The organism is Palleronia pelagia, from assembly GCF_900110115.1.
Taxonomy (GTDB): Bacteria; Pseudomonadota; Alphaproteobacteria; order Rhodobacterales; family Rhodobacteraceae; genus Palleronia; species Palleronia pelagia.
Genome location: NZ_FOCM01000009.1, coordinates 76,740 through 95,946, shown reverse-complemented (window position 1 = coordinate 95,946; position 19,207 = coordinate 76,740). Strand labels below are relative to the sequence as shown.

The following is a 19,207-nucleotide window of genomic DNA, read 5'->3' as shown; positions in this document are numbered from 1 at the left end:
CGGGGATCGGACCGTCCTCCCGCACTACGCAGGTGTCTGGTCTCCCGGCTCATTCCGCCCCGACAGGCACCGCGCCAATCCCTTGAAACTGTCACGGATATCGCGCGGCTCGGACTTGCCCAGGAATGCATCCAGCCGCGGCCAGGCCTGGATCGCGGCGTCTACGGTGCGGTCGCTGCCCGTGGAATAGAGCCCCGCCTGGATCATCATCTCGGACCTCTCGTAGGCCCCGATCAGGCGCCGCGCCTCGGTGATCAGCGTGTTTTCCTGCTCGCTCGCCGCCCCGGGCAGGGCCCGCGACACGGACCGCAACAGGTCCACCGCCGGGAACCGTCCGCGCTCGGCGATCGACCGGTCCAGCACCACGTGCCCGTCCAGCACGCCGCGCAACGTATCGGCGACCGGCCCGTCCATGTCCGACCCCGCCACGAGGACGGTGAAGATCGCGGTGATGTCGCCCGTCCCGTCGATGCCCGGCCCGGCCCGCTCGCACAGCCCGGTGATCCGGGCCACCATCGACGGCGGAAAGCCAGACAGCGATGCCGGCTCGCCCTGCGCCAGCGCGATCTCGCGGTGCGCCTCGGCGAACCGGGTGACCGAATCGCACAGCAGCAGCACCTGCTTGCCCGCGTCGCGGAAATGCTCGGCCACCGCCATGGCGGCGGGCGCGCAGCGCCGCCGCAGCGCCGCCGCCGTGTCGGACGTGGCCGCGACGATCACCGCGCGCGACAGCCCCTCGGGTCCCAGGACGTTTGCCACGAAGTCGCGCAGCTCACGCCCCCGTTCGCCCACCATGGCGATCACCACGACATCGGCATCGACCTTGCGCGCCAGTCCGGCCAGAAGGGTGGATTTGCCGACACCGGCGCCCGCGAACACGCCCATGCGCTGCCCGCGCACGATGGGCAGCAGCGTGTTGAACGCGCAGAACCCGGTGGACAACCGTGCGCCCAGCCCCCTGCGCTGCGTCGGCGACGGCGCGGGACCCTCGACCAGCCGAGGGGCGCGACCCGGCAGCAGCGGGCGCCCGTCCAAAGGACGCCCCAGCGGGTCGATCACGCGGCCCATCCAGTGGTCGCCGGGCGCCAGCTTCGCCGCCCCGCCATGAAGCGCCGCGTCCCCGATGGCACAACCGGCGGCGCCCCCGTCGGGCAAAACCGACACGGCATCACGCTCCAGCCCGACGACCTCGCCCGCGAGGGACGCACCGCCTGCCATCCGGCAGGTCACCCGGTCGCCCAATCGCGCCACGCGCGACAGGCCGCCCACCTGGATCAGCCCGCCGCCCAGGCCGGTCACCCGCCCCACGGCGCGGCTGATCCGAACCTCGTCCAACGCCGCCGCGACGTTCTCGAATCCTGCCTGGTCCATCGTTCGCTCCCTTCGGTGTGGCGAAACGGTTTCTAAACGAATCGCCGTTAAACCTTCGTTTCATCCGAGACAGAAAGGGTTCGGGCATGGACGGAAACGGCCTGATGAAGATGGTGCACGATGCGGCCCGCCACGCCGCGGCGCGCCAGGCTCAGATCGCGCGCAACGTCGCAAATGCCGACACGCCGGGCTACCGCGCCCAGGGCATCGGCAGCTTCGCCGACACGCTGCGCGAGCCTGTGACCCCGCTTCGGCGCACCCGTCCCGGCCACCTTCCGCCGACCGATGGCGGGATCGGCGCAACCCGTGCAACGCCGCGTGCGTCGGCGGCATCGCCTAACGGGAACACCGTCTCGCTCGAGACCGAGATGATGCACGCCACCGCCGCCAAGGCTGAACACGACACCGCCCTGTCGATCTATTCCAGCGCGCGCCAGATCCTCGGCGCCACGCTGGGCCGCCGCTAAAGAGGGGACCCGATCGCCATGACCGATATCCTGCGCACCCTTTCCGTCGCTTCCAGCGGCATGCAGGCCCAGGCCGAACGTCTGCGCCACACGTCTGAAAATATCGCCAATGCCGACACGCCCGGCTACCGCCGCAAGACCATTCCCTTCCGCGAGATGGTGGATGGCGGCGGGGTCGAGGCCGGGCGCCTGTCACTCAGCCAGGCCGAGCTGCCGCGCGTCTACGATCCCGACCATCCCATGGCCGATGAAACCGGGCACTACGACGGATCCAGCGTCGACCTGGTGATCGAGATCGCCGACGCGCGCGAGGCACAGCGCTCATACGAGGCCAATCTCCGGATGTTCGACCAGGCCCGCAAGATGACCGACGGCCTGCTGGAGCTTCTGCGCCGCTAACCCTTCCAACCACCCCGATCCAGGAGGTCCAGAATGGACATGAATGCCGCCTTTGCCGCCCGCGGCTATGCCGCGACCCGGCCCGCCACTGCACCCGATCCCAGCGTTGCCGCCGCGGGACGGCTGGCCGGCGACTTCGCCGCCACGCTTGGTCAGGCCGAGGCGGCGGGAACCTCGGCCCTGACGGGCGGGACCGACACCCACACGCTGGTCCAGAAAATGGCCGAGACCCGCTTCGCCGTCGAGACGGCCGTGGCCGTGCGCGACAAGGTCGTCGAGGCCTACCAGGAAATCCTGCGGATGCCGGTCTGACCCATGACCGACCTGATCTTTTACGACACCTTGCGCCAGGGCATGTGGGTCGCCGTCGAAATCTCGACCCCGATCCTCGCCGTGGCGCTGGCCGCGGGTCTGACGGTCGGGCTCTTCCAGGCCCTGACCTCGGTGCAGGAAATGACCCTCACCTTCGTGCCCAAGCTGCTGGCCATCGTGGGTGTCTTCTGGGCGACCATGGGCTTCATGACCCAGTCGCTCGTTTCCTATTTCGACGGCACCGTGGTGCCGCTCATCGTCGGGAGCTGAACCATGGAGAACGCGGGTTACACGACGCTGACGCGGCATTCTTCGCTCATGCGCGAGATGCAGATCATCGCCAACAATATCGCCAACGCCTCGACCGGCGGGTTCCGGTCCGAGAACATGGTCTTCTCGGAATACATCAGCGCCCTGGACGGCACCGCGCCGTCGCTGTCCATGGCCGCAGGGAACGCGCGCTTCGCATCGTCGATGCAGGGCGGCGTGGAACAGACCGGCGGCACCTTCGATTTCGCGATCCAGGGTGACGGGTTCTTCCTGATCGAGACGCCCGAGGGCGACGCGCTGACCCGCGCAGGCAGCTTCACCCCATCTGACACCGGTGAGCTTGTAACCTCCGACGGGCTGCGCGTGCTCGATGCGGGCGGCGCGCCCATCTTCATCCCGCCCGACGCGCAATCGCTGTCGGTCGCCGCCGACGGCACGCTCAGCGCCGATGGTCGCCCGCTGTCGCAGATCGGTCTGTGGCGCCCGGCCGACGACACCGACCTTGTCCGCCGCGAGGGCGTCTTATTCACCCTCCGGAACCCGCCCGAACCGGTCGAGAACGGCGTGATCCTGCAAGGCTTTCTCGAAGGCTCGAACGTCGACCCGATCTCGCAGATGGCCCGCATGATCGAGGTGCAGCGCGCCTATGAACTGGGCCAGTCCTTCCTCGAGGAAGAACACGGGCGCATTCGCAATGTCCTGTCCACCCTCGGCCGTCCGTAAGGAGATTTTCCATGCGCGCTCTTTCCATTGCAGCCACGGGCATGTCGGCTCAGCAGATGCGGGTCGAGGTGATCTCGCAAAACCTGTCCAACATGAGCACCACAGGCTACAACGCCCGCCGCGCCGAGTTCGCCGACCTGCACTACCAGCAGATGGCGCGGCCGGGCACGATCAACGCCACCACAGGCACGCAGCTGCCCACTGGCGTGCAGCTGGGGCTGGGCGTACGTCCCGCCGCCGTGTCGGTGACCGTCGCGCAGGGTGCATTGATCCAGACCGGCGGCGATTTGGACGTGGCCATCGAGGGCGCCGGATTTCTGGAAGTCACGCTGCCGTCCGGCCAGTCCGCCTATACCCGCGATGGCGCGCTCAAACGCAGTGCCGACGGGCTGATCGTCACGTCCGACGGACACGCGGTCGCGCCCGATATCACCATCCCTGCTGACGCGGTGTCGATCTCCATCAATTCCGCGGGCGAGGTCTATGCCGATTTCCGCGACCAGGTCGAACCGCAGCTTCTGGGCCAGCTGACCCTCTCGGGCTTCAGCAACGTGAAAGGGCTGGAAGCCATCGGATCGAACCTCTTCGTGGAAAGCCCCGCATCGGGTCCGGCCCTGGTATCGAATCCTGGCACCGATGGCCTCGGGACCCTTCGACAGGGTTATCTCGAAGACAGTTCGGTCGATGCCGTCCGCCAGATCACCCAGCTGATCGAGGCGCAGCGTGGATACGAATTGAACGCCAAGGTCATCACCGCCGCCGACCAGATGCTCGGCGCAACGACGCAGATCCGATGATCCGCGCCATCGCTCTCTCGCTGGCCCTAGCTTCGCCAACCGCCGCCGACACGCTGGTCGCCGCCCACACGATCCGCGCGCAGACGGTTCTCGCACCGTCCGACCTGGCCCTGGTCCCGGGCGACCGGCCCGGCGCGTTGACCGATCCGGACCAGGCCATCGGCCAGGAGGCGCGCGTCACGCTCTATGCCGGGCGTCCGATCCGGGCAAATGACCTCGGCGCGCCCGCAATCGTCGAGCGGAACCAGATCGTGAACCTGACCTACTCGAACGGCGCGATCACCATCATGGCAGAGGCCCGCGCCTTGGACCGCGCCGGCGTTGGCGACCGGCTCCGCGTCATGAACCTCTCTTCGCGCAGCATCGTCTCGGCGGTGGTGCAGTCCGATGGTCAACTCCTGGTTACGGGGGCCTTCCAGTGACACGTCTCACCCTTCTTGCCATCTGCACTCTTGCCATGGGGCTCGCGGGCTGCGGTCGGCTCGGCCATCTCGGCCAGGCGCCCGATCTCACGCCCGTGTCCGAGAGTCCCGAACTCGCGGCCATGCGCAGTCCCGGTCTGCCCGTCCGGCTCGAGCCGAACCGCCCCGTGGATCAAGCCTCGCTCTGGAGCGGGGATCGCGGGTCGCTTCTCGGCAACCGTCGTGCCGAGACGCGTGGCGACATCCTGACGGTCGTGATCGAGATCGACGATCGGGCCGAGATCTCGAATTCGACCGCCCGCTCGCGCTCGGCCAACGAATCCATGGGGATCCCGTCCTTTCTGGGCCTGCCCCAGCGTATCGACGAGAACCTGCCCGAGGGCGCAACCATGGCCGATGCCGTTTCGGCCAGCTCGGGGTCGTCCTCGGGCGGCGACGGATCGGTGCGCCGCAACGAACGCCTGACGCTGCGCGTCGCGGCCACCGTCACTGATGTCCTTTCGAATGGCACGCTCGCCATCGAGGGTCGTCAGGAGGTGCGCGTCAATTTCGAGATCCGCGAACTGATCGTTTCCGGCTTCGTCCGCCCCGAGGACATCGCCCGCCAGAACGAGATTACCTACGACAAGATCGCCGCAGCCCGTATTTCCTATGGCGGCCGCGGCCAGATCACCGATGTGCAACAGCCGCGCTATGGCCAGCAGATCGCAGACATCATCCTTCCCTTCTGACCGGTGCCCCGATGATCAAGAAACTCCTTCCGCTGGTCCTGATCCTGGCCGGTGCCGGTGCCGGCGTGGGGGCGGGCATTGCCTTGCGGCCTGACCCTGACCCGGCCAACCTGCCCGAAGATGGCGCGATGGCCGACACGGGCGATCCCTGTGGCATCGACCCGAACGCAGCCTCGGACGACCTCGGCGCAGGACCCGAGCTGGCCCCGGCCGAGGCGGCGGCGCTGTCGGAGTTCGTGAAGTTCCCCGAACAGTTCGTGATCCCCGTGGTCGAGGACGACAAGGTCACCGCGCTTGTGGTCATGCGACTGACGATCGAAGTCGCGCCCGAGATGAAGGACATCGTGACCGCGCGTATCCCCAAGCTGCGCGACGGGTTCCTGCGGATCATGCTCGATCATGCCAATATCGGCGGATTCGACGGGCAATTCACCTCGAACGGCTCGATGGAAACCTTGCGCCGCGGCTTCGTGGACTTCGCGGCCGCGAGCTTCCCGGCCGGCATCCACGATGTCCTGATCCTCGACATCAACAGACAGGATTATTGAAAGCGGCCAAGCGTTGCGGTGCAGGTACCCTGACGCACTGCCAGCGATCTCTGCGCAACCCGCTGGGAGCTTAGTCTCATGACTATCTCCCGGCCCGCAAGACAGTGGCTCAGCCGCGGGGGCGGAACAGGCAAGCACGACGACCTGCATCCGGCGACACGCTCGGGCGCACCCTACCGCCTCTTGCCTTGGCGCGCGGCCTCGGACAGCTTTGAAAGGACCTCGGCGCGGCCGAAAGCCCGGCGCGCATCGCTCAAAGCCGCCTCATGCGAGGCCCGGAGGGCCGCAAGCTGACCGAGCTTGCGGCGTATCTGCGCATCGACTTGGCCCGCCCAGACCAGGTCCATCCCCGTCTGGCGCGCGGCATCCAGATCGCCCTCGGCGCCCCGCCTGGCCAGGCTGTCGCGCAGCCGGGCGATGTCAGCCTCGATCCGCGCCATGTGCTGCAGCGTCCGCGCGACCTTGGCCAGTTCACTGTCCCGGATCATGCCGGCCAGGTCGGCCATACCCGCGAGATTGCCATCGCGTCGCCCGCTCATCGGTCCGCAGCCTTCTTGCGCATTTCCTCGGCAAAGCGGATCGCGACCGCGACGGCGGCGAAATGCTCGGGCCGGATCTCCTGCCCGATCTCTACGGTTGCGTGCAGCGCGCGGGCGGTGGGCGGGTCTTCGTGGATCGGCACCGCGTGTTCGACCGCCATGCGCCGGATGGTCGCCGCCACCTCGTCCACGCCCTTGGCCACGCAGAGCGGCGCGCCCGCATCCGCGCGCGACCACTTCAACGCCACGGCGAAATGAGTGGGGTTCACCACCACCACCGACGCACCCGGAAGATCCGCCAGCATCTGGTTCATGGCGATGTCCTGCGCGCGCTGGCGACGCTGCTGTTTCATCATCGGGTCGCCTTCGGCCTGCTTCTGCTCGTCGGTCATGTCCTTGTGCGACATGCGGTGCTTGCGCAGATGCTCGGACCGCTGCCACAGGAAATCGGCGCCGCCGATCACGACCGAGATCAGCAGCACCAATGCGAAGAACCGCAGGCATAACTCCAGCAGTAGCGCGACCGCGTGATGCGGGCCCATTGCGACCGAGGCGAGGATTTCGGGCATCGCACGCGCCAGGAACCACAGCAGGATTGCCGTGTAGATCGTCATCTTCACCGTCGACTTGGCGAACTCGAACAGGCCGTTGCGGCCGAACTTGTTGCGCGCGTTCGACAGGATCGAGACCCGCGACAGCTTGGGCTGCAGCTTGGACCCGGTCACTGTGAACGCCCGCTGCGCCACGACGGAACCCAACGCCAGTCCCATGGGCAGCAATACGAAGGCGGCCAGCGCTGTTCCGGTCCGCGCCATGACGCCCCCCACGATCGGCAGCCCGCCGCCCGCGCCGATATCCGCGGCCAGTTCGGGCGCGCGGGCGATCAAGCCCGCAAGCAGCCGCCCCATCGAGTCGAGCGCGCTGCCACCCGCCGCGACCCCGGCAAGGAGCAGCCCGGCATAGGAGCCGGTGGTGATGAGGTCGGTCGAGCGGGGCACTTCGCCCTTGGCGCGCGCGTCCTCGAGCTTCTTCGGCGTCGGGTCGTATGGCTTGTCTGCGCCTTCTTCCTCTTCGCTCACGGACCCGTCCCCCCGGGATCGGCGATGAAGCTATCCATCGCCTGCAGCCAGACCTGCAGCATGAGCGGCAGGGCCAGCGCCATCAGGATCAGGCCCCCGGCGGTGATGGCCGGGGCGCCGACGAACGCCACCATGAGCTGCGGCATGGCCCGGTTGATGACGCCCAGCGCCAGGTTGTAAATCAGCGAGGTGATGACGAAGGGCGCCGCCAGGGTGAACCCAAGCGCGAAGGCCTGCGCCGTCCGCGAAATCCCCCAGGCCAGGAAATCACCGGGATCCGGAAAGTCGCCGGCCGGCAGGAGGTCGTAGGAAAACACGATCATCTGGGCGACCTTCACGTGCAGCCCCGACAACACGGCCAGGCAGAGGCCCGAGATGACGATCACGTGGCCGATCGCGGGTTGGGGATCGATGCTCTGGCCACCGAAGATCTGCGCCAAGGAGACTGACTGGGCGGCGATGCTGCCGGTGATCTGCAACGCCAGGACGAACAGCCGCAGCGCGGCGCCGAGACCCAGCCCGATGACCACCTCGGTCGCCAGCAGCCATCCCGGCCGGTCGAACATCGCGGGGTCGATCAGCGGCACCACGGCGGGGGCGGTGATGACGGTGAAGGCCAGCGCCAGGACCAGCCGGACCCGCATCGGGATCATCCGGTCACCGAAGGCGGGCAGAAGCGCCATGATCGCCCCCACGCGCAGGAACACCACGAACCCGGTCCACAGCGCCGCGCGCGCCGTATCGAGCAGAAGGGCGAGGTCCTCGCTCATGCCGCGACCATGCCCACCAGCGCCGGCCGCGCCTCGGTCCCCAGTTCCTCGAAGCTGAGCACGGGGTTCGTGATTCCGCGGGCGGACATGACCATCCGCATGAACCGCCGCCGCCGCGCGGGCGTGACCAGCGCCGCCGACACGCCCTGCTCGGCCAAGGCGGCAAAGCGTTCGGCCGTATGCTCGACCAGCCGATTGAAGTCTTCGGGGGGCAGGGCGACGTTCAGACCCGCTTCGTCGCCGTCCAATTGATGCGCGGTGAAGACCTGGTCCCACTCGGGCGCCATCTGCACCAAAGGCACGGTTCCGTCCGGCCGCTTCAGCTCGGCCACCATCTGATAGCCCAGGCGCTGACGCACCAGCTCGCAGATCGCCTCGGGCGAGACGGCCGTGCCGCGCGCACCGGCCACGACCTCGAGGATCACCGGCAGGTTTCGGATCGACACACGCTCCTCCAGCAGCAGGCGCAACACCGACAACAGAAGCTCGACCGGCACCTTCTCGGGCACGAGACTGTCCACCAGTTTGCGGTTGGCCGCCGCCCGGTCGGGATCGCTGGGTTGCACGAATTCGTCCAGCAGTCGGCGAAGGGCCTTCAGCGTCAGAAGACGCGGGAAGTTCTGCTTGATGACCTCCAGCAGGTGGGTGGCCAGCACCTCAGGCGGGGACACGATGGTCAGGCCCGTGGTCGCCAGCTCGTCGCCGTCGCCGGGTTCGATCCAGCGGGCGGGCGCGCCGTAGACCGGCTCGTCCACGTCGGTGCCGGGCGGAAGGGTGACCGAGTCTTCCGGCACGAGCGCCAAGACCTGTTCGGGGTAGAGCGTGTCGCTGACCCGTTCGACCCCGTGAACCCGGATCACGTAGCGGCCCGGGGGCAGGCCCGCGTCGTCGGTCAGCCGGATCTCGGGCAGGATCAGCCCGAAACGGGCGGCGACGTGGTGGCGCATGTTGCCGATCCGCGCGTCCAGCCCGTTGGCCGGATCCAGGACCATGGGCACCAGGTCGGACGCGAATTCTAGGTGGATATCGTCGAGATCCAGCACGTCCCCCATGCTCGGGCCGGTGGGCACGGCCGCGCTTGCCGCATCGTCAGTCTCGGGGGACGCACGCGCGGCCTCGCGCGCGCGGGCCGCGCGCCAACCGGCGAACCCCATGACCATGCCCCCGGCCAGGAACGGCAGGAAAGGCAGGCCCGGCACCAGCGCGAATAGCCCCAGCAGAACCGCCACGGTAATCAGCGCGGCGGGGTGCCGGCCCAGCTGCGAAACCACCGCCAGGTCGGTCGAGCCGGTGGCCCCGCCCCGCGCCAGAAGCAGCGCCGAGGCGATCGAAATGATGACGGCGGGGATCTGGGTGACCAGCCCGTCGCCCACGGTGAGGATGGCGTAGGTCTCGAAAGCGCGACCCAGCGGCATCCCGTGGATCGCCAGCCCGATGATCAACCCCATGACCAAGTTCAGCAGCGTGATCAACAGCCCTGCGATGGCGTCGCCCTTCACGAACTTGGACGCACCGTCGAGCGAGCCGAAGAAGGTCGTCTCCTGCTGCTCGGTCTCGCGGCGCAGTTTCGCCTCGGCGTGGTCGATCGCGCCGGCGCTCATGTCGCTGTCGATGGCCAGCTGCTTGCCGGGCATCCCGTCCAGGGCGAAGCGCGCGCCAACCTCGGCCATGCGCGCGGCGCCTTTCGTGATCACGATGAAGTTCACGATCAGGAGCACGCCGAAGACCACCAGGCCCAGCACGACGCTGCCACCCATGACGAACATGGCGAAGCCCTCGATGACCTCGCCGGCGGCGTTGGTGCCGGTATGACCCTCGCCGATGATCAGCTTGGTGGACGATACATTCAGCGACAACCGCAGCATGAGCGACGCCAGCAGGATCGTCGGGAAGGACGAGAAATCAAGGGGCCGCTCGATGAAGAGCGTCGTGGTGAACATGGTGATGGCCAGCGCGAAGGATGCCGCCAGGCCCGCGTCCAGCACCCGGGCCGGCATGGGCAGGATCATCATCACGATCACCGCCATCAGCGCCAGGGCCAGCAGGATCGTTGGTTGGAAGATCGAGCGCAGGTCAAGCGTCACGGCGCACCTTCCGGATCCGAAGGCACATGGGACGGCGGCAAGTTTCCGGTCGGGACGAGTGGGCGATCATGTGCGGTCCTTCTAAACCTGTCCGGGGACCAGTCCCGGAATTTCGTGCGGGGTAAGCGCGCTGTCATTCCTCGGACAGCAGGGCGTCGATTTCGTCACGTAGGGTCGCGCTGCGGGCCAGAGTCTCGATGCCATCGGCGATCTCGGATCGTTGCAGGGCTGGTGGCGGCGCCGCCGCGGTCTCGGCCGGCGCGGCTTGTGCTTCGGACGCGGGCGGCGCCTGGATTTCGGCCAGTTCGGTGCGCAGGGCTGCGATCTCGGGGCCTTCGAGCCCGGTGATGTAGCTTTCGGCGATCCGCGCCTTGCCGTCCTCGGCGGCGATGCGGGCACGCAGCACACGTTCAGCCCGGACGGGCACTTGGCCCGACGCGTCGATCACCCGCTCCGCGGCCGGCATCAGGCGCAGATCGGCCAGTCGGGTCGCGATGGCCAGCCGCGTATCGTCGTCGGCCACCGGGCGATCGGTGAGCGGCACCATGGCCCGCAGAAAAGCGGCGTCTGAGGGCAGCGCTGCGATTGCCCGGAACAGCAGGCGCTCCACCGCCGGGAAAGGGCCCCGCCCCGCGCGCGCGAGGGCATCCATTTCGTCCGCGACCTCGGCAAGGCGTCCCGCCGCGATGCCGGCCCGCAGGATTTCGGCTTCGAGCGCCGCACGGTCGGGATCCGCCGCCTCGAACGCGAGGGCGCGAGCCTGTTCCAGCAGATCGGAGGGCACGCCCCCCTCGCCACCGGCCACAGCGGCGATCAGAACGCGCATTGCCTCGGCCGCACGGGGCGCGCGCGTCTCGACCACCGGCCGCATGCGGTTGGCCGTTGCATCGGGCGCCGCCGCGCGATCCAGCGCATCGGCGGCGAAGGCGTCGGCCACGGGATCGGGCGGGGTGCCTCGCGCATAGCTGTTGCGTGCGGTGATCGCCGCCTCGGTCGCGCCCATCCGCGCCAGCCGTTCAGCCACGCGAGGGCCCAGCAAGTCGCGCAGGTGTCGCGGCAAATCGGCCAGGCGGCGCAGTGCGGGATCGGGATCCTCGACACCTGACAGTTCAGGATCGAGAATGGCCAATAGCCCGGCAAAACTGTCACAATCGGCCTGACCCGAGAGGAGAGCACCGGGCGTCTCGCCATCCAGAACACGCGCGATTTCATCCAGCAGGCGGGTTTCCTGCCGTTCCAGCATTGCGCGGGGCAAAAGCGCACGTGCCTCGGCCCCGAAGCCCAGGTAAAGCATGGTGCGCGCGCGCGTTGCGTGCGCCGACGCCACCGGCCGACCGACATCGTCGTAAAGCGCGTCGACCGGCGCAGACGGCCACCCGGCCTCACGACCATCGCCCCACAAGGTGACATCCGATACCGCTTCCGGCAGGCAGGCCACCCGGGCGGCCAATGGCCCTGCCCCAGCGCTGTCCCGGTCGACCTGGGTTTGCACCCGCAAATTCGGCAGTTCTTGCGCAGGCACCGGTGCCGTCGGGGCCGCCGGAGCGGTGTCGGCGTCGGCTGGGCCCTGCGATGGCACGGCCGCCCGGATCAGACCTTGCGCCGCACCGCGGGCGAACTGTTCGGACAAGGATGCGCGCAGCTCGGTCGCAGCGTCGGCTAGAGGCGCGGAATCGTCCGCAAGGCGATTGGCCAACAGTCCCGGGAGGAATGTGGGGGGCGGAGGAAGGTCCAGCGCCTCGCCAAGGGTCGGGGACGGCGTGGCGACCTCGGCGCGCGCCTCGCGGATCGCCGGCGGGCGCCCGTTCGGCCCCGGGTCGGCCACGTCGATGACCAGGCCGCCATTGGGCAACCGGAAGCTTTCAAAGGGACAGTCGCAGGCCAGTTCTATCACCAGCTGTCCGGGACCGTCACCGACGATGCGCGCGACACGTTCACGCGGGATGCGGCGATAAACCCCGTCGAGTTCGAAACGTTCGCCCCCCTCCGAGCGAACGAGGATCCGTTCGCCTTCACGCGAGACGTCACGCGGGGCGTCATCCTCGAAATCGACCACGACACGAGTAAAGGTCAGGTGATCCGCGCTGCGCACTGACACGTCCTGCGCCGCCGCCTGGGCGGCCAGCGTCAGGCCGAGCACCACAAGCCCCAACCGGAGGAAATTCAGGTCGATCATGCCGCCTTGGCCTCCTTCAATGCCTCCTCCAGCTCGTTGAAACCCGGACGGATGTGGCTGGGCGTGTTCTGGCGACCCACCTCGATACAGATCGTCGGGCTGTGGTTGTGCATGTTGGCGACCAGCACCTCGCGGATCAGCTGGTAGAAATGGGCGTCCTCCTCGATGACCGCCTTCAGCTTGGCCGCGCAAGGCCCGACGAACCCGTAGGCCAGAAACACGCCAAGGAAGGTGCCCACCAGCGCGCCGCCAATCAGGCCCCCCAGAACCTCGGGCGGCTGGTCGATCGAGGCCATGGTCTTGATCACGCCCAGCACGGCCGCGACGATTCCCAGCGCGGGCAGGCCATCGGCGACGGTCTGCAGGGCGTGGCTGGAATGCATGGCGTGATGGAAATGCGCCTCGATCCGCTTTTCCAAGACCTCTTCCACCTGGTGCGGATCGTCGTAGTTCATCGAGGCCGAGCGCAGCGTGTCGCAGATCAGGTCGACCGCTTCGTGGTCGGCCTGGATCCGCGGGTACCGGCCGAAGATCGACGAGCCCTGGGGGTTTTCGATGTGCTCTTCCACCTCCAGCGGCGAAGACTTGGTCAGGCGCACCAGTTCGAAAAGCAGGCACAGCAGATCACGGTAGTCCGAGTGCTTCCATTTCGGTCCGGCAAAGACCCGTTTCAGGTCCTTCATCGTGTGCTTCATGCCAGCCGCGTCGTTCGACAGGATGAATGCGCCCACGGCGGCGCCCATGATCATCATCATCTCGAACGGCAAGGCCTTGATGATGATGCCCATCTTGCCGCCGGCGGCCAGATAGCCGCCGAACACCATGCCCAGCACCACGACGATTCCAATGATTCCGATCATTTGAAGTGTTCCCCAGAGAGCCCGATTGTCACTCGCCGTTGCGCAGGGCCGAGTGGCGGCCCGCCAGCATGACACTGATGGAATAGGCGGTCTCGGCATCGAGCCCGCTCATGATCGCCGCCGCGGCCTCGGGGCGCATGCGTCCCAGGAAACCGGCGGCGAAGGCCGGCTCCATCTGCGAGAACAGGGCCGCCGCCTCCTTGGCCTTCATCGTCTCATAGACGGTCGTCAGCCGGGTCAGATCGTCATCGGCGGCCGTTTCCGCCAGCTTCAAAAGTCGAGAAAGGTTTTCCTCGGCTTCGGTCAACTCGGTCATCTGGGCTTGCAGACGGCCTTCAAGCTCGGACAAACGCGCCTCGCGCGCGGCCAATCGGGCCTCTCGCTCGTCCAGCAAGGACTCACGCTCGCGCAGGGCGGACAGGATCTCATCCAGGTCCGGCCCGGCATCGGCGCCCTCTTCCTGCACTGGTGATTCAGGCGTCGCCGCGACAGCCACGGCCCCAAGGCCGCGCAGAACCGCGCTGGCGGTACCGTCGCCCAGGCGCACGAGGCCCGACGCCATCAGCAGCCCGGCGAGGATCGGAAGCGCGCCGAGGCCCACGCGGCGCAGCCTTGTCCCTCTCCGACGCACTTTCCGAGCTCGCACACCCATTACGCCACCTCCTTCGTGCTACGCTTGGTTGCGAAGAAGGACGGGGTCGCCGCCGTCGCGGCAGTGGGCGCGGAGCGCGGTTCGGGCGCGTGCGCAGACGACGCGGCCTGCGGGGGCGATCCCCCGTCCGGCAGGTCGTGCAGTGACGCCACATGCAGCTCGAGCTTGCGCGACACGACCTCGGCCCTTTCGGTCAATGCTCGCAGATCGGCGCCGGATTCGGCCGTTTCCGCCCGCGCCCGCTCCAAGGCCTTCGTCAGATCATCGACCTGGGCCGACAGAACGGCCACGGCGCCGCCGACCCCATGTTCGAGATTGGTGAAGCGCGTCAGCCGACGCGAGAGAATGAAGCAGTAGAACGCGACGCCCGCCGCGCCGAAGATCAACAGCATATCCGCAATCAGGTCCATTCCGGCCCCCTTCAAGTCAGCACGAATTCCATCACCAAGAGGTCGTTCACGCGGTCCTCGCCCACGACCATCCGCACGCGGCGAAGCATCTGCGCACGCAAGCGCGTCAGCGCGTCGGGTGCGCTCAGAACGCTGGGCTCGACCGCGCGGAGGTAGCCGTTCAGCACGTCGATCACCCGCGGCATCAGCTCGGTCACAGCGGCGGCACCGTCGCCCGGCACCTCGAGCTCGGCGCGGAACCGCAGATGCGTGGCGCCCCCGCCGGGCTGGAGCGAGACCATGATCGGCTCGAGCGGGACGAAGGCCACATCGGGGAGCGGTTCGGCCTCGGGCGATTCCGCCGTTTCCTCCGGCGCGGTTTCCGTCTCGGCCGCAGGAGGGGCGAGAATCAGGCCCTGGCTCACGGCGAAGAACCCGCCGCCACCGGCCGCCAGCGCACCGACAACCCCGAGGATCAGGCCCATCTTTCCCGATTTCCCCGCCGGCTGCTCGGCCGTTTCGTCCGAATCCGCCATGGTCTGCGCCCCTTTGCGATCACTTTCGTCGGGGGCCTGCATAGCCGGACTTTAACTAACCGATTGTTAAGCGGCGCCGATCTAAATGGGTCGCACAAGACGCGGCAGAAGCCGCCCGGGTGATAGGAGATCGGTCTTGCAGCAATTGGCGAATACCTGGTCGGACCTCAGTGTGCAGAAGCGTGTGGTCGCCGCGCTCGCGCTGGTGGCCGTGGTGATCATGGTGATCGGACTGGGGCGCATGGCGACACGGCCGGGCCTCGCGCTGCTCTACGCCGAGCTCGACAACAGCGCGGCGGGCGAGGTCGTGTCGGCGCTGGAACAGCGTGGCGTGACCTATTCCGTCCGCGGCGGCGCGATCTATGTCGATTCGACCCAGCGCGACCAGCTGCGCATGACCCTGGCCGCCGAAGGGCTGCCGGCCAATTCCGGCCAGGGCTACGAGCTTCTGGACCGGATGACCGGCTTCGGCACCACCAGCCAGATGTTCGACGCGGCCTACTGGCGCGCGAAAGAGGGCGAGCTGGCCCGCACGATCGTCGCCAGCCCCGCGATCACCGCCGCGCGGGTCCATATCGCCAATTCGGGCACCAAGCCCTTCCAGCGGGACGTGACCCCGACCGCCTCGGTCACGGTCACACCGGCGCAGGGCGGGCTGGGCGCGGCCCACGCGCGTGCGCTGCGGTTCCTGGTCGCCTCGGCGGTCAGCGGCCTCGCGCCCGAGAACGTCTCGGTGATCGATTCCAATGGCGGCGTCATCTTGGCAGGACCCGAAGGCGACACACCGGCCGGCGACGCCGCCGACCGCGCCGCCGCGCTGAAACGCAACGTGGAACGGCTGCTCGAGGCGCGGGTGGGATACGGAAACGCGGTGGTCGAGGTGAACATCGAGACCGTCACCGACCGCGAGCAAATCACCGAGCGCCGGATCGAACCCGACAGCCGCGTGGCCATCAGCCAGGACCGCACCGAATCGACCTCGAGCGAAAGCGGCACGGGCGGCGCATCGGTCACGGTGGCGTCGAACCTGCCGGATGGCGACGCCGACGGCGGAAGCGAACAGCAATCCCAGGCCTCAAGCTCGGAAACCCGCGAACGCACCAATTTCGAGGTCTCCGAGATCCAACGCGAGATCCTGCGCGCGCCCGGTGCCATCGACCGCATCACCACGGCGGTGCTGGTCGACGGGATCACCGCGCCGGGGCCCGACGGCGACCCCGCATGGGCCCCCCGCCCCGAGGACGAGATGGAGGCCCTGCGCGCCCTGGTCGCCGCTGCCGTCGGGTTCAACGCCGAGCGGGGCGACGAGCTGACGATCCAGACCATGCAGTTCCAGCCCCTGCCCGACGACGGCACCGGGCCCGGCGGTCTCATGGGCGCGGGCCTGGCCATCGACGCGATGCGCCTGATCCAGCTGGGCATCCTGGCCGTGGTGGCCCTGGTCCTCGGCCTGTTCGTGGTGCGCCCGATCCTAACCCAGAAAGCCGCCTCGCCCGAGCCCGAAGCGCCCGCCCTCGGGTTCGAGCCGCCCCCGTTCATGTCGGCGCCGCTCTTCGGTGAGATCGACCCCGACGACACGCCCGCCAGCCTGAAAGAGACCCAGTCGCTGGCCGACTTCGGCGGAGGGTCCGACGACGCGGATGATGCGACGCCCGGCGCGGTCGAACGGCTGCGCAACCTGATCGACGAACGGCAGGACGAATCGCTGCAGATCCTGCGCAGCTGGATGGAAGAAGACGAGGTGAAGTCGTGACCGCCCGCCCCATTGCCCTCGAGAATTTCGATGATTTCGCGCCCGAGCCCGAGACCTCGGTCCAGGAGGTGACCCAGCAGGATCGGCTGGCCGCCTACGATGAAGGCTACGGTGCCGGTTGGGATGACGGCGCCGCCGCCACCCGGGCCGAGATCGAGGGCGCCGAGGCCGAGCTTGCCGCCCATCTGCAGGACCTGACCTTCACCTTCCACGAAGCGCGCGCGCACGTCATGCGCACGGTCCAGCCCCTCCTGATGCAGGCGCTGTCCCACGCCCTGCCGCGCATACTGCACGAGACGCTGGCCCATCGCCTGGCCGAAGAGATCGACGCGCTGATCGATGCCGGCGCCGCGCCCGAGATCACGCTGCTCGTGCCGCCCGGCGCGGCCGAGACGCTGGCGCCATCCCTGCGTGATGTCGCAGGATTGCCGATCGTCCCGCGCGAGGATGCGGACCTGCCCCCCGGCGAGCTTCACCTGCGGCTCGGCGCCGAGAGCGAGCTTCGGCTGGATCTCGGCGCGCTCGACCGCGTGCTGGACGACGCCTTCGCCGCATTGGACACCATCAACAAGGAGACACTGGCCCATGGATGACGCGATCCAACCGATGGATGCCGCCGAGGACGACAAGGGGGCGACGCCCCTGTCCCAGCATCCGTTCACGCAGGTCCCGGTAGAAATCACCGTGTCGGTGGGCAAGGCCCGCCCGCGGCTCAGCGACCTTCTGCGAATGGGGCAGGATGCGATCCTGCCGCTGGACAGCCATGTGGACGACCCGGTCGAGCTTTATGTCGGGGACCGGCTCATCGCCCGCGGTGCCTTGCAGGAGCTCGAGGGCGGCAGTTCGGGGCAGCTCGTCGTGCGCCTGACCGAAGTGGCCGATTTGAAATCGGGCCTGTGACATGGGCGCTGCCCGTCGCCTGATCGCCCTCATGGCGCCCGCGTTGGTGCTGTGCCTCATCCTTGGGGCAGGCCCAGCCACCGCGCAGGAGGTCAGCATCGATTTCGGCAGCGACGGCAGCCTTGCGGGTCGGGCGGTGCAGCTCCTGGTGCTGCTCACGGTGCTGAGCCTGGTGCCCGGGCTCGCCATCATGATCACCTGCTTTCCGTTCCTCGTCACGGTGCTGTCGATCCTGCGACAGGGCATCGGCCTGCAGCAATCGCCGCCCAACATGCTGATCGTCACGCTGGCGCTGTTCCTGACCTATTTCGTGATGGAGCCGGTCTTTCTCACGGCTTGGCGCGACGGGGTCACGCCGCTGGTCGACGGCGCCATCACGGTGGAGGAGGCCCTGCCGCGCGCGCTGAACCCGTTCCGCGACTTCATGGCCGGGCGCATCGACCCGCGCACATTCGAGGCGCTGTCGACCCTGCGGCCCGAGCCCGTCGCGCCGCTGACCCCGCAATCGCCGCTGTCGCTGCTGGTGCCGTCGTTCCTGCTGTCCGAGATCGAACGCGCCTTCCAGATCGGCTTTCTCATCTTCATGCCGTTTCTCATCATCGACCTGGTGGTCGCGGCCGTGCTCATGTCCATGGGGATGATGATGGTGCCACCGGCCATCGTGTCGCTGCCGTTCAAGCTGGCCTTCTTCGCCGTGGCCGACGGCTGGACCCTGATCTCGACCGCGCTGGTGCGCAGCTACTTCTGAGATCCTCGCGCGGGCGCCAAAGAAAAAGCCGCCCGGCGAGGGGCGGCTTTTCGGTCGTGTCGCTGTGCGATCGGATCAGCTTCCGCTGTCCTCGGGGCCGTACTGCGCGAGGAAGGCGATGACATCCCTCGCGTCCTCTTCGGACCGCACACGGTAGCTCATCTTGCCGCGCGCGCGGCTGTCGTCGAGATACTCGCGCAGGTAACCGGTCGGATCCTGCAGGTAGGCGGTCAGGCTCTCCTCGTCCCAGACCAGCCCGGCTTCGCCCGCCTCGACGATCGAGTCGCCATAGCGGAAATCCTCGGTCCCGGCCTGGCGGCCGACGACGCCGTACAGGTTCGGCCCCTGGCGCCCGTTGCGACCGGCCAGCGTTTCGCCGTCCTCGTTCTGCACCACGTGGCAGGTCTGGCACTGGTTGAATACGCTTTCGCCCGCGGCGGCGTCGCCGCTGACATGGCTCTCGGCCCAGGCGGGTGCCGACAGCAATGCCGCGGCAATGACGGTAGTGACGTGGGTCTTCATGGAATCCTCCGAACTGATGCACGCTAAAGCGTCCCGAACGGTGCCACCATGGCGCAAGCCAAGGGGCCGCCGCCCGCGACTTACGGACGCGCCGAGTCCAGAGCATGGCGTACATGTGTCACAAGTCCAGTGGTTTGCCGGAAAAATTTCCGCACAAAC

At 68.1% G+C, this 19,207-nt stretch carries 24 protein-coding genes; 13 read left to right on the top strand and 11 right to left on the bottom strand.

The features are described from left to right. Positions 1–24: 24 nt before the first annotated feature. Complete coding sequence (locus BMX96_RS16745) at positions 25–1,371, bottom strand: FliI/YscN family ATPase (RefSeq protein WP_091846518.1); 1,347 nt, start codon at positions 1,369–1,371, stop codon at positions 25–27. Positions 1,372–1,457: 86 nt separating this feature from the next. On the opposite strand from BMX96_RS16745, the gene BMX96_RS16740 reads away from it, so the two are divergent. From BMX96_RS16740 to BMX96_RS16700, 9 genes are read left to right on the top strand one after another with little or no spacing between them, the layout of a single operon-like run. Beyond that, entirely contained in the window at positions 1,458–1,838 is a 381-nt protein-coding gene (locus tag BMX96_RS16740; RefSeq protein WP_091846517.1) for a FlgB family protein, read from the top strand. Between the two features lie 18 nt (positions 1,839–1,856). Continuing rightward, positions 1,857–2,237 carry a flagellar basal body rod protein FlgC gene (flgC, locus tag BMX96_RS16735; RefSeq protein WP_091846516.1) on the top strand — a complete coding sequence of 127 codons (381 nt, stop codon included), beginning with the start codon at positions 1,857–1,859 and terminating at the stop codon, positions 2,235–2,237. Between the two features lie 33 nt (positions 2,238–2,270). Beyond that, positions 2,271–2,549, top strand: coding sequence for a flagellar hook-basal body complex protein FliE (gene fliE / locus BMX96_RS16730; protein WP_091846515.1), 279 nt, complete (start codon positions 2,271–2,273; stop codon positions 2,547–2,549). Between the two features lie 3 nt (positions 2,550–2,552). Further along, on the top strand, positions 2,553–2,819 hold the full coding sequence (locus BMX96_RS16725; RefSeq protein ID WP_091846514.1) for a flagellar biosynthetic protein FliQ: 267 nt from the start codon (positions 2,553–2,555) through the stop codon (positions 2,817–2,819). A 3-nt stretch (positions 2,820–2,822) separates the two neighbouring features. After that, on the top strand, positions 2,823–3,542 hold the full coding sequence (locus BMX96_RS16720; RefSeq protein WP_091846513.1) for a flagellar hook-basal body complex protein: 720 nt from the start codon (positions 2,823–2,825) through the stop codon (positions 3,540–3,542). An 11-nt stretch (positions 3,543–3,553) separates the two neighbouring features. Further along, a complete protein-coding gene (gene flgG / locus BMX96_RS16715) occupies positions 3,554–4,339 on the top strand; it encodes a flagellar basal-body rod protein FlgG (protein ID WP_091846512.1) in 786 nt (261 codons plus the stop codon). Further along, on the top strand, positions 4,339–4,761 hold the full coding sequence (gene flgA / locus BMX96_RS16710) for a flagellar basal body P-ring formation chaperone FlgA (RefSeq protein WP_175481776.1): 423 nt from the start codon (positions 4,339–4,341) through the stop codon (positions 4,759–4,761). Before flgG ends, flgA begins: the two co-directional genes overlap by 1 nt. Before the next feature lie 35 nt (positions 4,762–4,796). After that, positions 4,797–5,492: a flagellar basal body L-ring protein FlgH gene (gene flgH, locus BMX96_RS16705; RefSeq protein ID WP_236737113.1), complete on the top strand. Its 696-nt coding sequence runs from the start codon at positions 4,797–4,799 to the stop codon at positions 5,490–5,492. Positions 5,493–5,503: 11 nt separating this feature from the next. Continuing rightward, positions 5,504–6,040: a hypothetical protein gene (locus tag BMX96_RS16700; RefSeq protein WP_091846509.1), complete on the top strand. Its 537-nt coding sequence runs from the start codon at positions 5,504–5,506 to the stop codon at positions 6,038–6,040. 173 nt (positions 6,041–6,213) lie between these two features. Here BMX96_RS16700 and BMX96_RS16695 read toward each other — a convergent pair whose 3' ends face one another. From BMX96_RS16695 to BMX96_RS16655, 9 genes are all read right to left on the bottom strand, one after another. After that, positions 6,214–6,546: a hypothetical protein gene (locus BMX96_RS16695; protein WP_139210128.1), complete on the bottom strand. Its 333-nt coding sequence runs from the start codon at positions 6,544–6,546 to the stop codon at positions 6,214–6,216. A 29-nt stretch (positions 6,547–6,575) separates the two neighbouring features. Then, positions 6,576–7,658, bottom strand: coding sequence for an EscU/YscU/HrcU family type III secretion system export apparatus switch protein (locus tag BMX96_RS16690; RefSeq protein ID WP_091846507.1), 1,083 nt, complete (start codon positions 7,656–7,658; stop codon positions 6,576–6,578). Further along, a complete protein-coding gene (locus BMX96_RS16685; protein WP_091846506.1) occupies positions 7,655–8,428 on the bottom strand; it encodes a flagellar biosynthetic protein FliR in 774 nt (257 codons plus the stop codon). The genes BMX96_RS16690 and BMX96_RS16685 overlap by 4 nt, the downstream gene beginning before the upstream one ends. Next, positions 8,425–10,455 carry a flagellar biosynthesis protein FlhA gene (gene flhA / locus BMX96_RS16680; RefSeq protein ID WP_236737112.1) on the bottom strand — a complete coding sequence of 677 codons (2,031 nt, stop codon included), beginning with the start codon at positions 10,453–10,455 and terminating at the stop codon, positions 8,425–8,427. The genes BMX96_RS16685 and flhA overlap by 4 nt, the downstream gene beginning before the upstream one ends. Before the next feature lie 190 nt (positions 10,456–10,645). Further along, positions 10,646–12,688 carry a hypothetical protein gene (locus BMX96_RS16675; protein ID WP_091846504.1) on the bottom strand — a complete coding sequence of 681 codons (2,043 nt, stop codon included), beginning with the start codon at positions 12,686–12,688 and terminating at the stop codon, positions 10,646–10,648. After that, on the bottom strand, positions 12,685–13,548 hold the full coding sequence (motA, locus tag BMX96_RS16670) for a flagellar motor stator protein MotA (protein WP_091846503.1): 864 nt from the start codon (positions 13,546–13,548) through the stop codon (positions 12,685–12,687). Before motA ends, BMX96_RS16675 begins: the two co-directional genes overlap by 4 nt. Before the next feature lie 28 nt (positions 13,549–13,576). Further along, on the bottom strand, positions 13,577–14,149 hold the full coding sequence (locus tag BMX96_RS16665; protein WP_236737111.1) for a MotE family protein: 573 nt from the start codon (positions 14,147–14,149) through the stop codon (positions 13,577–13,579). A 50-nt stretch (positions 14,150–14,199) separates the two neighbouring features. Then, positions 14,200–14,610, bottom strand: coding sequence for a hypothetical protein (locus BMX96_RS16660; RefSeq protein ID WP_236737110.1), 411 nt, complete (start codon positions 14,608–14,610; stop codon positions 14,200–14,202). An 11-nt stretch (positions 14,611–14,621) separates the two neighbouring features. Beyond that, positions 14,622–15,125 carry a flagellar basal body-associated FliL family protein gene (locus BMX96_RS16655; protein WP_091846501.1) on the bottom strand — a complete coding sequence of 168 codons (504 nt, stop codon included), beginning with the start codon at positions 15,123–15,125 and terminating at the stop codon, positions 14,622–14,624. An 85-nt stretch (positions 15,126–15,210) separates the two neighbouring features. Here BMX96_RS16655 and fliF point away from each other — a divergent pair, with 85 nt between their 5' ends. Genes fliF through fliP form a run of 4 tightly spaced genes read left to right on the top strand, consistent with a single transcriptional unit; the run spans position 15,211 to position 18,526 of the window. Continuing rightward, complete coding sequence (gene fliF / locus BMX96_RS16650; RefSeq protein ID WP_236737109.1) at positions 15,211–16,878, top strand: flagellar basal-body MS-ring/collar protein FliF; 1,668 nt, start codon at positions 15,211–15,213, stop codon at positions 16,876–16,878. Further along, the gene (locus tag BMX96_RS16645; protein ID WP_091846499.1) at positions 16,875–17,471 is read left to right on the top strand and encodes a FliH/SctL family protein; all 597 of its coding nucleotides are present in this window, start codon (positions 16,875–16,877) and stop codon (positions 17,469–17,471) included. Before fliF ends, BMX96_RS16645 begins: the two co-directional genes overlap by 4 nt. Before the next feature lie 13 nt (positions 17,472–17,484). Beyond that, entirely contained in the window at positions 17,485–17,778 is a 294-nt protein-coding gene (locus BMX96_RS16640; protein ID WP_091846552.1) for a FliM/FliN family flagellar motor switch protein, read from the top strand. 1 nt (position 17,779) lies between these two features. Next, entirely contained in the window at positions 17,780–18,526 is a 747-nt protein-coding gene (gene fliP, locus BMX96_RS16635) for a flagellar type III secretion system pore protein FliP (protein ID WP_407944677.1), read from the top strand. Positions 18,527–18,601: 75 nt separating this feature from the next. Here fliP and BMX96_RS16630 read toward each other — a convergent pair whose 3' ends face one another. Then, positions 18,602–19,048, bottom strand: coding sequence for a c-type cytochrome (locus BMX96_RS16630; protein ID WP_091846498.1), 447 nt, complete (start codon positions 19,046–19,048; stop codon positions 18,602–18,604). Between the last annotated feature and the right edge of the window lie 159 nt (positions 19,049–19,207).

Bases quoted from the DNA above. Each gene is read 5' to 3' on its own strand.
- BMX96_RS16745 (WP_091846518.1), bottom strand. From the start codon at position 1,371: ATGGACCAGGCAGGATTCGAGAACGTCGCGGCGGCGTTGGACGAGGTT.
- BMX96_RS16740 (WP_091846517.1), top strand. From the start codon at position 1,458: ATGGACGGAAACGGCCTGATGAAGATGGTGCACGATGCGGCCCGCCAC.
- flgC (WP_091846516.1), top strand. From the start codon at position 1,857: ATGACCGATATCCTGCGCACCCTTTCCGTCGCTTCCAGCGGCATGCAG.
- fliE (WP_091846515.1), top strand. From the start codon at position 2,271: ATGGACATGAATGCCGCCTTTGCCGCCCGCGGCTATGCCGCGACCCGG.
- BMX96_RS16725 (WP_091846514.1), top strand. From the start codon at position 2,553: ATGACCGACCTGATCTTTTACGACACCTTGCGCCAGGGCATGTGGGTC.
- BMX96_RS16720 (WP_091846513.1), top strand. From the start codon at position 2,823: ATGGAGAACGCGGGTTACACGACGCTGACGCGGCATTCTTCGCTCATG.
- flgG (WP_091846512.1), top strand. From the start codon at position 3,554: ATGCGCGCTCTTTCCATTGCAGCCACGGGCATGTCGGCTCAGCAGATG.
- flgH (WP_236737113.1), top strand. From the start codon at position 4,797: ATGGGGCTCGCGGGCTGCGGTCGGCTCGGCCATCTCGGCCAGGCGCCC.
- BMX96_RS16700 (WP_091846509.1), top strand. From the start codon at position 5,504: ATGATCAAGAAACTCCTTCCGCTGGTCCTGATCCTGGCCGGTGCCGGT.
- BMX96_RS16695 (WP_139210128.1), bottom strand. From the start codon at position 6,546: ATGGCCGACCTGGCCGGCATGATCCGGGACAGTGAACTGGCCAAGGTC.
- BMX96_RS16685 (WP_091846506.1), bottom strand. From the start codon at position 8,428: ATGAGCGAGGACCTCGCCCTTCTGCTCGATACGGCGCGCGCGGCGCTG.
- flhA (WP_236737112.1), bottom strand. From the start codon at position 10,455: ATGGCGGTGATCGTGATGATGATCCTGCCCATGCCGGCCCGGGTGCTG.
- BMX96_RS16675 (WP_091846504.1), bottom strand. From the start codon at position 12,688: ATGATCGACCTGAATTTCCTCCGGTTGGGGCTTGTGGTGCTCGGCCTG.
- motA (WP_091846503.1), bottom strand. From the start codon at position 13,548: ATGATCGGAATCATTGGAATCGTCGTGGTGCTGGGCATGGTGTTCGGC.
- BMX96_RS16660 (WP_236737110.1), bottom strand. From the start codon at position 14,610: ATGGACCTGATTGCGGATATGCTGTTGATCTTCGGCGCGGCGGGCGTC.
- BMX96_RS16655 (WP_091846501.1), bottom strand. From the start codon at position 15,125: ATGGCGGATTCGGACGAAACGGCCGAGCAGCCGGCGGGGAAATCGGGA.
- fliF (WP_236737109.1), top strand. From the start codon at position 15,211: ATGGGTCGCACAAGACGCGGCAGAAGCCGCCCGGGTGATAGGAGATCG.
- BMX96_RS16640 (WP_091846552.1), top strand. From the start codon at position 17,485: ATGGATGCCGCCGAGGACGACAAGGGGGCGACGCCCCTGTCCCAGCAT.
- fliP (WP_407944677.1), top strand. From the start codon at position 17,780: ATGGGCGCTGCCCGTCGCCTGATCGCCCTCATGGCGCCCGCGTTGGTG.
- BMX96_RS16630 (WP_091846498.1), bottom strand. From the start codon at position 19,048: ATGAAGACCCACGTCACTACCGTCATTGCCGCGGCATTGCTGTCGGCA.